The sequence below is a fragment of the Luteolibacter yonseiensis genome (genome assembly GCF_016595465.1).
GTDB classification, from domain to species: domain Bacteria; phylum Verrucomicrobiota; class Verrucomicrobiia; order Verrucomicrobiales; family Akkermansiaceae; genus Luteolibacter; species Luteolibacter yonseiensis.
Genome location: NZ_JAENIK010000002.1, coordinates 11,334 through 25,774 on the forward strand (window position 1 = coordinate 11,334; position 14,441 = coordinate 25,774).

General features: G+C 62.9%; 7 protein-coding genes. 3 read left to right on the plus strand and 4 right to left on the minus strand.

What is annotated here, in order from left to right; genetic code table 11:
* Window positions 1-563: 563 nt before the first annotated feature.
* Together JIN84_RS01115 and JIN84_RS01120 are read right to left on the minus strand one after the other, a co-directional pair.
* Window positions 564-6,980, minus strand: a complete 6,417-nt coding sequence (locus JIN84_RS01115; protein WP_200349173.1) for an SUMF1/EgtB/PvdO family nonheme iron enzyme — start codon at window positions 6,978-6,980, stop codon at window positions 564-566.
* Between the two features lie 37 nt (window positions 6,981-7,017).
* Window positions 7,018-7,818, minus strand: a complete 801-nt coding sequence (locus tag JIN84_RS01120) for a LamG-like jellyroll fold domain-containing protein (protein ID WP_200349174.1) — start codon at window positions 7,816-7,818, stop codon at window positions 7,018-7,020.
* Window positions 7,819-7,951: 133 nt separating this feature from the next.
* On the opposite strand from JIN84_RS01120, the gene JIN84_RS01125 reads away from it, so the two are divergent.
* Together JIN84_RS01125 and JIN84_RS01130 are read left to right on the plus strand one after the other, a co-directional pair.
* Window positions 7,952-8,770: a peptidyl-prolyl cis-trans isomerase gene (locus tag JIN84_RS01125; RefSeq protein WP_200349175.1), complete on the plus strand. Its 819-nt coding sequence runs from the start codon at window positions 7,952-7,954 to the stop codon at window positions 8,768-8,770.
* 20 nt (window positions 8,771-8,790) lie between these two features.
* Window positions 8,791-9,768: a HupE/UreJ family protein gene (locus JIN84_RS01130; RefSeq protein WP_234043127.1), complete on the plus strand. Its 978-nt coding sequence runs from the start codon at window positions 8,791-8,793 to the stop codon at window positions 9,766-9,768.
* A 64-nt stretch (window positions 9,769-9,832) separates the two neighbouring features.
* On the opposite strand, the gene JIN84_RS01135 is transcribed toward JIN84_RS01130, so the two are convergent.
* Together JIN84_RS01135 and JIN84_RS01140 are read right to left on the minus strand one after the other, a co-directional pair.
* Window positions 9,833-10,756 (minus strand): glycerophosphodiester phosphodiesterase family protein, encoded by a 924-nt coding sequence (locus JIN84_RS01135; RefSeq protein ID WP_200349177.1) that lies wholly within the window; start codon window positions 10,754-10,756, stop codon window positions 9,833-9,835.
* 26 nt (window positions 10,757-10,782) lie between these two features.
* Window positions 10,783-13,419 carry a sigma-70 family RNA polymerase sigma factor gene (locus JIN84_RS01140; protein WP_200349178.1) on the minus strand — a complete coding sequence of 879 codons (2,637 nt, stop codon included), beginning with the start codon at window positions 13,417-13,419 and terminating at the stop codon, window positions 10,783-10,785.
* Between the two features lie 206 nt (window positions 13,420-13,625).
* Here JIN84_RS01140 and JIN84_RS01145 point away from each other — a divergent pair, with 206 nt between their 5' ends.
* Window positions 13,626-14,435 (plus strand): LamG domain-containing protein, encoded by an 810-nt coding sequence (locus tag JIN84_RS01145; RefSeq protein ID WP_234043128.1) that lies wholly within the window; start codon window positions 13,626-13,628, stop codon window positions 14,433-14,435.
* Window positions 14,436-14,441 lie beyond the last annotated feature (6 nt).

Below are 14,441 nucleotides of genomic sequence, written 5' to 3' on the forward strand. Positions count from 1 at the left end.
CGCCGGGGGGCTCCCGTGGTGGTCGAAGGCTGTGGAGAGTGTGCAATTCCAAGCTGGATCAGCTGAAGAGAGGGAGCATTTTGATTGATCCACTTCCGCCGGCGTTCGTCACCGTTGAGCGGTTGCGGACAACCGTTGGGCGGGCGTCTGGAGAGCCCTGACAAGCCGGCACTCTCCGTGGCTGCCGATCTTTCTCAAGGCGAAGGGGCCGGCCCTTGCCGATTTTCCAATACCCGGCAGGGATCGAGTGCCGGCCGTGGTTCGGGATGCGGCGGGTCTTCGTCCAGCCGGTGAGATCTCCGCACAGGTGAGCGACCAGATGAAGCTACCGGCCCTTGGCCTTCATAACGGGCCACTGTGCCCACTTCCATCCAGCCGGCTGCCTTCCTCCCGGCTTTCGACGAATGCCTGGATGGCCATGTTACTGTGGCACCTGGCAATCCCTCCACCTGCCGGTCTTGGAGGGAGCCGACAGGTGGTCCATGGTCGCGAGGCTGATCTGGAGAAGCCGGCTGCGGGGATTGCGGCCGATCACGCTGGCAGGGGTGATGCCTCCCTGTCCGTCATTCGTTCGGATGCAGGCCGCGGATGCAGCGGAATCCGATCATGCCGTAGTCGTCGCTGCCGTTGGGCGGGAAGGGCAGACGTTGGAAGTTCGTCGCCTGATCCACATAGTTCCACCACGAGCCGCCGCGTTGGACCCGTTGGACGGTTCCGGAATCCGGTCCCTTCGGATCATACTGCTTGTCACGCGTGTAGTCGCCCATCCGGTCCCAGGTCCATTCCCAGGCATTCGCTGACATGTCGTGCAGACCGTAGCCGTTCTCCATGTTCGGCATTCCGCCCGGCTGGGTGCCGTCGAAGTAGCCCACGCGTTCGGTGTAAGGAAATTCCTCGTCAGGGGCGCGACCGGTGAAGAGTTGGAAGTTCCAACTGTTCGAGCGCAGGTCCGCGTCCTCGTCACCCCATGGGAATTTCCTGCCTTCAAGACCACCGCGGGAGGCCCGCTCCCACTCGGATTCCGTTGGCAGGCGGTAGCCGTCTCCGGACCAGTTCACGTTCGCGGCGACGAGATCCACCTCGCCGGTGCGATAGACCGTCGTGGCGGTGGTGTCGGTGAAATAGACGGGCCGGCGGCCTTCCATTTCCGAGCGGGCGTTGCACCATTTCACCGAGTCATACCAGGAAACGGCGACGGCGGGGTGGTTCGCCGGGACGTTGTAGGGCGGCTGGTTGAAGCGGAGCAGGATGGGGATGTCGTAGCCGTGTGCCTGCGCCCAGGTGGCGACTTTCTCCCAATCCGCGCGGGTGACCTCGAAGCGGTCCATCATGAAGCCTGCCACCTGGACAGGGTGAACCGGACGGCTCGGCGTGGGGCCTTCGGCATCGCCCTGTTGGAAGGTGCCGCCGGGAATGCGTCTCATCTCGCGCTCCAGGCTGCCAGGCAATGGAGCGGAACTCGCCGCCGCCGGATCCGCGTCGCGCGGGCCGGTGGTTCCCAGCGAGACTTTCACCGAGTAGAAGTTCCGCGAGGCTCCGGCGGGACGGGTCACATCGAAGTCGGCGAACGCGCCGGTGAAGGCGACCGGGCTACCGATGGCCTCGAACGCGCCCGCGAGGTCGGCGGACTCCGCGACCTGATAGAGACGGCGATCGCGGGCGGGAGCGGTGACGTGGAATTTGCCGGTGGCCGCATTTTGCGTGAAGCTCAGGATTCCGAAACGTTGCCTGGCATCCAGATCGCTCATGCCGGCGACATATTCGTCGGCCGCGATTTCGCCATCTCCGTCGGAGTCGTTCAGGCGGGCGGACTCGTAATCCCCGGCGGTCACCTGGGTGAAGTCCTTCAGCCACCACCGCGGAGTGCCGTCGGAGACTGTGAGCGGCATGAGGTCGGCGGTGATTGACCTGGGTTGGTCCATGATGAGGGAAATGGTGCCGGAGAAGGATTCGGCGGGCACATCACCGGTCCATCGACGGAAGGTGAAGAACGGTGGGGCGAGGGCGTGCAGGTCGACCCGGCTGCCGAGGGCTTTCCAACCGGCGGAGTCCATGGGCAGGATCGCACCTTCGTTGCCTCCGGTCACCGCCAGGAGCACCTCGGGGGTGAAGGTCCAGGTGAGGGTCGTATCACCCGCCATCACGAACGAACCTTTGGTGCCTTCGCCACTGAGATTGGTGCCACCGCTGAGGGTCCATCCGGTAGGCCGCTGGCGGGAGCCGTTCGTTTCGTCAGATACGGCGGAGAATTCAATGGTTTGGCCGAACGAGTAACCGTGGGCCCCTGGAGGCGGGGTGACCGTTGCTTGTGTGGAATTGACGGTCAGGACATGGCTGGCAGCTTCGAACGATGCCGTGACGGGGCCTGCCGGGCGGGTGAGCGAGAGGATTTTGAAATCATTGCCCGCGGGGCTGCCGAGCGCGGTGTCTCCGGTCCAGCCGGAAAGCATGGCACCGGGTTCCGGAGTCGCGCTGAGTGTTACGGCGGAATTTTCATCAAACCAGCCGCCGGCACTGACCGTACCCGGACCGGACACAGCGGTGGTGACGAGGTATTGCGATTTCCAATCCCAGGTCAGCACGGTGTTTTCATTCACCACGAGCGTCACGCTGGTGCCGTTGCCGCTGACGACCCCGGATCCGTTCGAGTAATGATAACCGGTGCAGATGCGACGGGTATCGGCTCCCGGGAGGTCTGCCGCGGTGAAGGTCACCGTCGATCCCTCGTCGTAGGTATAGGTCGCCGCGGCAGGGCTGGCACCGGGGAAGGCGGAGACCACCTCCACCGAATAGCTCGGACGCGCGGAAGAGAATTCCGCGGTGATCGGGCCTCGCGGGCGGTCCATTGTCACGGAGATGGTCGTGCCATTGATGATGCAGCCGGCGATGTCTCCGCTCCATTGCAGGAAGCTCTGTCCGGCATCCGGCTGGGCCTGGATGTTCACGATGCTGTCCGCCGTGTGCCAGCCGCCGCCGGTGCTGACAATGCCGCCGCCGACGGTGGCGGTGCTGAGCTGGTATTCTGTGGAGTAGGTCCAGGTGAGGGTCGCGTCGCCATTCTGGGTGATGACGGCGGACGAGCCCGCGCCACTGGCGGTCTGGCTGCCGGTGAGCGTCCAGCCGACCGGGCGGCGGCGGGTCTGGCCTGCCAGGAACACCTCCGCGTTGATGGCGACGGGGGTGCCGTCCTCGATGTCGTGGGCTCCGGCTGCGGGTGAGACGCCGCCGTAAGGGGACACCACATTGAGCGTGTTGTTGAAACGGGTGTCGAAGTCGGTGTTCAGGACGAATTCTCCGCCGTTCCGGTCATGCAGATCGAGCATTCCCTGATGGTCGGCATTGAGATTCGGATCAATGTAGCGCCCAAGGTAGGGCGAGTAGCTGGTGTTGTAGATCTTGTTCTCGCCGGGGCGGAAATCCATGATGCGGAGGAAACCGTTGCCGCCGTTGGGCAGCGACTGGTAGTCCACGAGCACCTCGTGGACGGTATTGCCCGCGTTGTTGGTTTTTTCCAGGTTGTAAGTCGCGAACATGTGGCCGCAGATGACCATGTACACCTGGTTGAACGGCTTGACGATGGCATCGAAGACTTCCTGCGGCCGGTTGGTATCCGGGCGGTCTCCCCATGTGCCGACGTTCGCCTGCGCCGTATAGCCGCGCTCGCCGGTGCCGCTGCCGAAGATGCCGGTGCCGCCGGTCTCCGCGAGGTAGTTGTGGGTGGTCACCATGGTGAGCACCTTCGGGTGGGCGGAGAGAACGCTCGCGGCCCAGGCCAGATCCTGATCCGGCGCATCATGATCCATGTGCAGGAACATGAAATCCCGGCCGTTCACGTGCACCACCTGATACGAACTGTATCCGCGGGGCGACGCGCCTTTATACCAATCATAAGTCTGGTTGGTCACCGGATCCAGCCAGCGCCCGACCGAGGAGGCGTGTGTCGGGTTCGGGCCGAAACGGCGGAGATAGTCGGTGTTTCCGGAGCCGATGTCGTGGTTGCCCGGGCAGGTGCCGTAGGGCATCCGGTTGTCCATCAGGTTCATCGCGTCCGTGGCGCGCTGCCACTGGGCCTGGCTGCTCGGCGAGTTGACGATGTCTCCGAGGTGGGTGACGAACTTGATGTTCATCGTCTCCCGGTTGTCCAGCACCCACTGGGTCTGACGGGTGTAGAGATCGGTAGGGGAGGTGATGCTGGTGTAGTTCTGGGTGTCCGGCAGAGCGACGAAGGTGAAATTCTCGTCCGTGGCGAAGTTCGCGGTGATGGTGGCATAGGCCCGGTCCATCGGCAGGGCGATCGATTTCGCGCCGGTCTGGCAGCCCGCGGTGTCTCCGGTCCAGCCGGTGAAGTGATGACCGGCGGCAGGTACGGCGGTGATCACCAGCGGCTTGCCCGCTTCAAACCAGCCGCTTGACAGCGACACGGTGCCGTTTCCGGAAACGGCGGTTTCCACCCGGTGTTCGCTGCGGAACTGCCAGGTGAGGACCGAGTCGCGGGTGAGCGTGAAAGTCATCGGATTGGTGGTTCCGGAGGAGGGGCCGTCACCGGTGAGCGTCCAGCCGGTGACGATGTGTCGTGTGGTTTCGCCGGTCTCATTGCTCGCGCTGTTGGTGAGGCTGGTACCGCGGGGATGCGGGTATGCTCCGGGAGCCGGATGGGTGCTGCCATGTGCGGAGACCACCGTCAGTTTCGGATCCGCGCCGGGATCGGTGACAACCACCCGGACCTCGATGCCGTCGATCAGCACGCCGTCGGTCACGCCGACCATGAAGCTGTCACTGCCGGAGTAGCCGGGCTCGGGTGTGTAGCGGACCTCGCCCGAGGTGTTGTTGTTTCCGGAAATTTCCGCGACGCCGTGTGATGGAGCGGAGGAGATGTTCCAGACAAGCGGGTTGCCATTCGGATCCGAGGCTTGGAAAACGACGGTGCGGGCGCCGCCGTCCTTGATGGCGCTCAGGTTGTAGGAATCTCCCTCGGCGATGACGGGCGCGCCGTTCTGGACACTGACGTTCACCACCACGCTGTCACTCTTCTCTCCATCGGACGCCTTGATGGTGAAAGTGTCCGATCCGGTGAAATTCAGTGCGGGTGTGTAAACCACCGCTGCGGTGGTATCCGAACTGTTATTGATGGACACCGTCCCGTTGGCCGCCGCGGTGCCGACCGTCCAAGTGACGGGATCGCCGTCCTCGTCGTTTGCTTCCAACGCCAGAGTCGCGGTGGCGTTCATTTGTGCCACCAGCGGGATGGGGTCGGTCCCGGCGATGACGGGAGGGTGGTTCGGTGTGGGCTTGGCCAGGGTGCTTACCCGTCCGGTCGCGCCACCCAGGGCCACGATTTCCGCGTCGCCGATGGCGTCATCCCAGATCGCGACGTTTGAGACCTGGATCGTGCCGTCATCCCCATCGTTGTCCGCAAAGAGCAGGAACTGGCTGCCCAGGCCATAGCGGCCGTCGATGCCGTCCGCAGTGGTCGTTGTCATCCATTTGCTGCCGTTGACCCAGATGGATGTGCCGTTGGTGGTGCCGTTGACGACCTTGAGCACGACGCGGTTCCATGTTCCGGCGCTGAGGGTGTTGGTGGAGTATCCGCCGAGTCCGGCGGCGGTGCCGAGCTGGCGGCTGGTGTTGATGAACAAATCTCCGTCGTCGGAGTTCGCCGGATTGATTTGGAACAAGGTTTTCCACTGCGAGGCGGCGTTGGTGGGAATGAAGATGTCCCACATGAGGGTGTAGCGGTTCGAAATGGTGCCGCCGCCATTCGCTCCCACCGGATTGGAGACCCTGTAATAGCTGCCAAGCGCGACCTGCTGCGCGGCATCATCGGCGAAGGCGCCGTTCACCGGAGTGAAACCGGTGCCGCTGGGGGTCAGGCTCGTGCCGATGGTCGCGAGGGTCGGGTCCACGGGGAAGTCGAATTCCCAGAGTCCCACCGGAGCGCGCCAAGGCGGCGCGTTCGGATCAAGCACCAGGACATTCATCTCGATGGAATCGGAATCCTGGCCATCCGAGGAACTGACTTGGAAACTGTCGAGGCCGGAGAATCCCGGAGCGGGGGTGTAACCGACCACACACCCGGACCCGCTGCTCGAAACGATGGCGGCGGTGCCGTGGGATGCCTGTGTGCCCACCGACCATGAAATGGGATCGCCTTCCGCATCCGTGGCGTTCAGGGCGGCGGTCACCGCCGGGCCGTTGAGGCTGGCGGTCGGCATCTGGAGACTGGTCCCTTCCGTGATGACCGGAGCCGCGTTCGGGACAGCGGCTCCCAGAATGGGCGCGCCCGGGAGTCCCAAGGCTCCCACTTCCACCGCGGTCAGGGGTTTGTTCCAGATCGCCGTGGCCGCCACGCGGAGGGAGGCGTTCTCATTGTCCTCATCCGCGAAAAGCTGGAGAGTTGATCCCAGCGCATAGCGTCCGTCCACCGTTTGATTCGCATGGGTGAAGAAAAGCGCGCCATCGACATAGACCTTCACGCTCGGCAGGTCCGCGACGATGACGACCCGTTTCCAGCGTGTCTCATTCAGGGCGTTCGTGGTGTAGCCGAGCGCGGCCGTGCCCATCTGGTCGTTGTTGTTGCGGATGAAATAATCTCCGTCGCTTGTATTTCCCGAGTCCGTCTGGAAAAGGCAACGCCATGAACCGCGGCTGGCCGACGGTGAGAAAATGTCGAAAAGCAGCGTGTATTCATTCACATAACTCCCGCCGCCGTTCGCAGCGATGCCGTGGGTGAGCCGGAGACGGTTCGCCGGTCCCGCCACCGTCGAAAGCACCCCGTTCTGAACAACTCCTCCATCATCGGCGAGCGAAGCCAGCTGCCCCGGCGCGGATCCCACCGTCGCCAGCGCGGGCCCCACGGTCGCCTTGCCGATCTGCGCGGCATCGGCGAAATCCCACAGGCCCGCGGGATCGGGAACGGTCTGTCCCAACAGGCCGGGCAGGGCCAGCGAAAACAAGGCTGAGAAAACGAAGGAGTGTTTCATGGCAAATTCAGGCGGGTAGCGGCGGTTCGACAGGGATTCAGGCGCGTCGGCCGCGGGCACGGCGGAAGGCTGTGGCGATCACACCAAGCCCGGCGACCAGCGCCGCGGAAGGTTCCGGCACGGATTGGAGGGAGCCACCGAGGGCCGAAACTTCGGACGCGCTCAGCGCGCCATCGAACATCGCGACCGTTCCCACGTTCAGGCTGGCGTTTTCGCCGTCATTGTCCGCGAAAAGAAGAATGGATGGATCGAGCGAGTAGCGGCCTTCCAGAGGCTGATCGATGGAGGTTCGGAACAAGGTGCCGTTGACGTAGGTCTTGATCTCGTCCTCGGCATTGGCGGTTCCAAGATTGAAGGTGATCACAACACGGTTCCATACCGCTTCGTCCAACTGGGCCGAGGAATAGCCAAGCGCGCTCGTGCCCATGGTATTGTTGTTGTCCCGGATGAAATAGTCGCCGTCGTTCGAGTTCGCCGTGCTCGTCTGGAAGAGGGTCCGCCAGGAAGAGCGGCTTGCGACAGGCGAAAGGATGTCGAATACGATGGTCCACTCGTTGACAAGACTGCCTCCGCCGTTGGCGAGGATGCCGTGGTTCGCGATCAGATAGTTCGCCGGACCCACGACCGTGGTCACAACGCCATTGAGAGAGGTGGCGCCGTCGGAAAGAGAGGACGAATGGGAGGGGGCGGTCCCCTGGATGGTGAGATCGGCGCCGACCGTCGCCTTGCCGATGTTCGCGGAGTCGTTGAACTCCCACAGGCCTGTGAGGGTGGCGGCATGCGCCGTCGGGACGATCGGAAGAAGGGCGGCGGGTATCAGGAGATAAATCGGTTTCATCGGCAGGGGAAGGAGCCAGAGGCCCGGGACTCTGCCGACTCCCCTGATGTGACGTTAGTGTCACCCCTTCGCATGTTGTCGAAATCGACACATGGCATACCAAGCGCGCCGGGCCACCGTCACATTTCCGACCATGCATCGAATCCTCAGAGAGCCATTGTTCCACTTTCTCGCCGTTGCCGCGATGATCCTTGCCGCCGACGGCATGTGGAGCCGTTTCCGCAAGCCCGAAATCATTGTGAGCGCCGCCGCCGTGGAGAGCCGGGCGCGCGAGTGGCAGGCCACCAGCGGCATTGCTCCGACGGCCGGGCAACGCTCTCAAATCGCCCGCGACCTCGCCACGGAAGAGGTCCTTTTCCGTGAATCCCTCAAGCGTGAGATGGCCACGGACAACCGGGTGCGGAGCTCGCTCGTGGGGATGATGCGCAGCGCGCTGAAACCGCCGGTGACGCCGCCCACGGATGAGGAGCTCAAGGAGGTCCTGTCAAACTCGCCGAAGGAAAACATCATGTTGCCCGCGCAGATCGGCTTTGAGAGCGTCACCTATACCAACGATGCCGATGTTCCTCCCGACCTGTTGAAGAAACTGAGGGACGGCGCGCCCGTCCCCGCTTCCACCGCCGCGGTCAAACTCGCCAACCCTCTGCCGCCGACCTACCGTCCCCAGCTTGATCGTTTGTTGGGGACCGCTTTCTGCGACGCTGTCTTCACCCTGCCGCTCCATCAATGGCAGGGACCGATCCGTTCGACTCGGGGCGTCCACTTCGTCCGTGTCACCACCCGTGAGGTGGAGCGGCCGATTCCGTTCGCAGAGATACGGGGAATGCTGGAGGCGAAATGGATCGAAGGTCGCGAAAACGAGACCATCGCGGTGGAGGCGGCGAAACTCGCACAGAATTACCGGATCGTCCTGCCGGACCCAGCCGCCACCCCAGCCCCTGCGAAGCCATGAACGGAAGATGGTTTCTCCACTTGTTGATCGTATTCCTGCTGGGGGCGGCCACGGCGCACGCCCACCGGAACCGGATCGAGAGCGTAACGATCACCGAACTGACCGACCAGCGCTATGAGATCCGCTACGACGCGCCTCCGCCGGGCCTCTCGGAATTCGCCGCACCGGTGCTGCCCGGAGACTGCCGCTGGGTGCCCTTGGACGCCATTCCGCAAAGCGAGGTTTCCACCAGCCTGGTCTTCGAGGCCAACAACCGCGCTCTGGGGCCGGACGACCGCATCATCCTGCCTTGGCAGGGAAACGGCGTGCTCGTCACCATGCGCTGGCGCAACGGGAACCAGGCCCGCGAGTATTTCCGCAGCGGTGCCGAGGGCATCATCGTCAGGATGGGCATGCTGCACGCGACCGACGGCTCCATGGCCGCCGCCGCCGGAAGGTTCACGCGGATCGGCTTCGAGCACATCTCCGGCGGTCTTGACCACCTTCTGTTCATTGCCGGGCTTCTTCTCCTCGTGAATGGCAAGAAACGCCTCTTCCTCACCATCACCGCATTCACCATCGCCCATAGCCTCACCCTGGCTCTCGCGGCGCTCGGCGTCATCCACGTGCCGGGTGAACCGGTGGAAGCCATCATCGCGCTCAGCATCCTCCTTCTGGCGGTGGAGGGGCTCGCGGCGAAGCGTGGCCGGGCCGGTCTCACCTCACGCTGGCCGTGGCTGGTCTCCGGCGGATTCGGACTGATCCACGGACTGGCATTCGCCGGCGCGCTCGGGGACCTGGGATTGACCCGGACGGAGATCGCTCCCGCCTTGCTGTTCTTCAATCTCGGGGTGGAAGCGGGCCAGCTTCTGTTCGCAGGCGCGTGCCTTCTCATCCTGTGGCCGTTGCGCGCGGTAAAAGCGGATTGCCCCGCGTCCCTGCGGCTGTCCGGGCATTACGTGCTGGGCATTCTTTCCGCCTATTGGTTTCTAGAACGGACTGTGGAAATTTTCCAATGAGCGCGGATGGAATCAACCGCACGAAACGGACGGTCGGCCGCTGCTGTCAGGAATGATGGGTTGTTCAAGGGTGCCTTGATTCCGAGCGCAGGTAACCGAGCATTTCATGGGGCCTGTCCGTGACCATGATCGTCGTGCCGGTTCTCAGAAGACGCCCCCACGTGGCGTCGGGATTCCGGACCGCCGTTTCGTCATCATATCCACCACAGATGGAGGGCCACAAGGGACTCACCAAAAGACGCGCGCCATGGCCGGACAACTCCTTGGAAATGGCGCCGAGGTCGAAATCGGGTTTGTCGAATTCCAACGCGTAGGCGACGGGATTCAAGTATCTCTCGACCGAGGAGATATAGTCCGAGGCGGGACCATCCGCGGTACGGATGAGAGGGATGAACAGGACCCGGCTGCCGACGAGCGGGGCGAACTGGCGCCGGAACGAGTCCTCCGTCATGCGTTCTCTCAGGAACAGGATGACCTGATCATCCATTTTCATTTCGGAAACGACAGCGGCTACTTCCGGAAGGCATAGTTCCGCCTTGTCGATGAAGACGAGAATCTGTCCGCGGCAGGCCTCGAGGGCTTCCCGAAGAGTGGGAATGCCTTCCCCTGTGGGATGGCCGGCATGGTCCCTGAGGCGTATTTCCCGCAAGCTTGCCAAGGTGCGCCGGGAGACGCCACCCTCGCCGTCGGTCGAGCGGTCCAATGTCTTGTCGTGTATGATGACGGGTTGACGATCCGCGGTGAGCCGGACGTCTATCTCCACGATGTCGAAGCCGGCGGTGACGCACGACCGGATGGCTGCGAGCGAGTTCTCCGGATGGTTCCTCCAATCACCGCGATGCGCTGCGATGAGGACCTGTTTTCCCGAGGGATCCGACATCGCTTCGCGCAGGGCCGTGATCCTGTCCTTGGGGACCTCCGCGGTTTGGGCGGAGAGCGATAGTGAAATGGCGAGAAGGCAGATGATCGGATGTGTTATGAATTTCATGCTTGGAAATCTACAGAGGGGGGTGATCAGCGGATGGCTGGTGTGGCGGGGATGTCCAGTTGATCCGGACGCGTTCCGCGGGCGAGCAGGGTGATATGGTTTTCCGAGAGAGGGCTGAGGAATATGGCGAAGTCGTCCAGCATTCCCGGGATTCCATGACCTCCCGGATCACTTCCGATCCATAGATCAGCCAGATCTTCGGGAAGGGGACCCGCTTCTCCGGAGAAGACGCGCTCGCCATCAAGCCAGATCTGTTTTTCCCTGCCGTGCTTGGAGAAGACAAAGTGATGCCATTGTTTTTTCTTCCAGCTCCAGGCCGGATCCATGAACTCGGTGGAGACGGCGCCTCGCGAACTTCCCCGGTACTGAGGCTGGCGGGGCGTGTCGAAAATGATTTCACCGTTTTTCCACGGAGCATGGATGCGGAGTCCGATCATGCCCTCGCTGGAAGGGGATTCCGCGAATACGGCACATCCTTTCGAGCACTCCGCTCCTTTGAGCCAGAAGGTGATCACAAGGGTGTCAAGCGAGCCGGCGACAGACTGGAAGGAGGACTTCGGAACCCGCAGGCCGAGCTTCGCCCCGACCCGCAAGGCCCCGCCTTTCGCACCCTGGATGAGGCGGTTGCTTTCGCCGGGGATGGCGCCGGCTCCGCTGACGAGGTCGCGCCAGGGATCGGTCGGAGAGTCGAAGTCCCAATAGGCGGCAAGAGCGGGCAGGGGACCCTTGATGGGCGATGAGGAGGGATCCAGCGGGTCGGTTTGCGAAACGATTTCGGAACGGTCCGGACAGCCGTCATGATCGGAATCACGTTCGAGAGGATGGGTGCCGGTGTTGGAAAGGGAGATGAAGTAGCCGCTGTTTGTTTCCGCTCCGTCGGGGAGTCCATCCTGATCGGTGTCCGCGATGAGTGGCTGTGTGCCTGTGTCCTTGCGGGAAATCCACAGACCGGTCCCCGTTTCCACCGCGTCGGAAAGTCCGTCGGCATCCGAGTCCGCCGAGTTGGGATCGGTGCCCAGATGAAATTCCTGGAGATTCGTGAGACCGTCCGCGTCAGCGTCAGCGGCGGAGTCGGCCCGGGAGGGATCGAGTCCATGGTCGGTCTCATAGGAGTCGGGAAGGCCGTCCTGATCCCTATCGTGGTCGGCCAGGACGCTGTCGGGGGATTTTCCAGAGGCGAGCAACCTGACCTGATCCCTGCGGAGAGGTCCGGAAAAAACCGCGAAATCATCCATGGCACCCGGATTCGGAACCGGGTTTTTGCCATCGTTGCCGCCGATCCAAAGGGAGGTGAAATCTTTTGGAAGATCCCCGGCCAGACCTTCCGTCAGCAACACGCCGTCCAGCCAGAGGCGGTGGATGTCGCCATCCTTGACGAACGCATAGTGATGCCAGGAACGGTCCGACCAATCCCAGTCCGGGAAGAGGGAAGAAGGATCGGCGACCAGGCGTTCCTTTCCCGAGGTATCCCAGTAGATCCTGCCATCCTCCCACGGAACATGAGCCTGGATGCCCCTCCGGTCGGATGAGTTGCGGGATGCGCCGAAGAAGGAGCTGGAGCGGATGGTGCCCTCGTTCTGCTGCCAGAATGAGATGGAGACGGCTCCGGAGCGGGAGGACGCGTTGAGAAACCGCGCGTCCGCCACCTCCAGTCCCGCTCCCCGGATGACCCTGATGGCACCACGCCCGTTTCTACCGGCCGTCGTGACCAGGCCTCCTTCCGCACGGGCGGGATTCCGGGAGATCTCGTCGAAAGTCAGATCCGCACTGACTGTGTCGAATTTCCAATGCGCGAGGATTCCCGCGCCGCCGGTTGTGGTGGCGGATGCCTGTGTGGTGCCGGTGCCGCCTGCCGGAGCTACGGTGCCGGATGAGGGCGGGATGTATGATAGGGGGCGCGGATGTCCATCAACCCCGGCGAACCTCACGTCGGCGGATCCGGGCATGTTCATCTGTTTTGCCGTGGAATCCCTGGCCAACCAAAAACATAGTCCAAGACAAAAGCAGGCGCCGCCCGGCCACAACATGGATCTATAGGTAATCCGTCCGCCGGCTCCCGCCGTCCATTTCATCATATACAACCGGGCACCACGCGCCGTGGAATTCACCGCGGCCAGAATACTGATGATTGGTGTGCTCAGCCGTAGGTGGTCGATGGCCCTGCGGATGCGTTTTCGCCCGGCATCCGGACTCGGAAACCCATAACGGCGGGATACCTCTTCATAACTCAGCCCCTCGACATGCCGGGCAAGAATCGCCTGCGCGTCCAACGGATCCAGATTGTCGATCAGGCGGCGGACCGCGTCGATCTTTTCAGGGCATCCGGCGGGTGATGTGGCGGGCCGCGCGAGCTCGGCATACTCTTCCTCGCGGCGGGAGCGCCGCTTCGCGGAGCGGCGCAGATTGAGCGCGGCGTTCGTCACGCACTGGGACAGCCAGGAGGCGAGATTCCTCGGAGAGGGCGACTCTCCGGATTCATGGGCAAGGTCGGCGAACGCTTGCTGGACGATGTCCTCCGCGGCGGCATGGTCACCGTCGAGAATTTTCGCCGCCCTCTTCCGCAAGGACGGCAAGTGTCTGGAATAGAGAAGAAGGAAGGCTCCTTCGTCACCGGTTTCTCTGAAACGTTCGAGCAGATACTGGTCGTTGTGCCGGTTTTCCATATGCATGGGAGAGGTGCTTCCGCACCAGTCGATTCAGCCAGCCGGAGCTTCTTCACAACGCCATTACGGTGACGAAAAAGTCTCCTCGCGGAAGAGTGATTGTTGTCCGTTTTCGCAAACCCTGCGGTGTCATACATCATGAAAGAGCCCCACTGAAATCAAAGTCCAGCCGGTCTTTCCATCATTCAACCAGCCCGTCAATTCCCATGAAATTTCCAGTGTCACCCATCATGATTCCCGCCCCCGGCCTGCTGAGAAACGCCGTCTGCATGCTGCTGGCGGCGTGGTCCGTTCCATCGGCTGATGCCGCGGTCACGCTGCTGCGGGAATATCATCTCGGAGAGGCGGGTTCCTTCGACGGGCTGCTGCCGCAGGACGGGTCGGGCGCCGGGGCCCACTACACCGGATCCACAGGCGCGATCACCACCAGCACGATCCTTCCTTCTCCGGCCTCCGGAACCTACTCGCATTTCGATGGGTCGTCCGATGCGTTCGGGGCGAACATGGCGACGATTCCGGTCGATAATTTCGCGATCGGGATGTGGGTGAGGGTGGCGGACGCGGACCGGCAGGCCGGGATCTTCTCGCCCGGACGCCGCGCCGATGGAAACCTGCGGTTCCATGTGGAGAACGGTTACTTCGCGGCCAGCTACAAAGGCGTCGGCTGGATCGGAGACGACCCCACGGACGGAGGGACCGTGGGTCAGGCGATCACGGAGAACGAATGGACCCATCTCGCGGTGGTCCGCAGCAAAGGAGTCTCCACATTTTACATCAACGGGCTCGCCCAAGGAGGGACCAGCACCGCCACTCCCGTGCACGAGACGGGACGCTCGCACCTGGGTGTGTTCAACCAAGGCCTCTCGCGTTACTCCGGAGACATCGACGAAATCAGGATCTTCTCCTTCGATCCCGATACGGACAATCCGGTTTCAGCCCTTCAGGTTCCCGAGCCGTCCGCACTTGTCCTGTGTCTGGGAGCGATCGGCTGCCTCGTGACGCGCCGCCGGAAGTGAAGGCGG

Coding starts and splice junctions, on each gene's coding strand:
- JIN84_RS01115 (WP_200349173.1), bottom strand. CDS start 6,980: ATGAAACACTCCTTCGTTTTCTCAGCCTTGTTTTCGCTGGCCCTGCCC.
- JIN84_RS01120 (WP_200349174.1), bottom strand. CDS start 7,818: ATGAAACCGATTTATCTCCTGATACCCGCCGCCCTTCTTCCGATCGTC.
- JIN84_RS01125 (WP_200349175.1), top strand. CDS start 7,952: ATGCATCGAATCCTCAGAGAGCCATTGTTCCACTTTCTCGCCGTTGCC.
- JIN84_RS01135 (WP_200349177.1), bottom strand. CDS start 10,756: ATGAAATTCATAACACATCCGATCATCTGCCTTCTCGCCATTTCACTA.
- JIN84_RS01140 (WP_200349178.1), bottom strand. CDS start 13,419: ATGGAAAACCGGCACAACGACCAGTATCTGCTCGAACGTTTCAGAGAA.
- JIN84_RS01145 (WP_234043128.1), top strand. CDS start 13,626: ATGAAATTTCCAGTGTCACCCATCATGATTCCCGCCCCCGGCCTGCTG.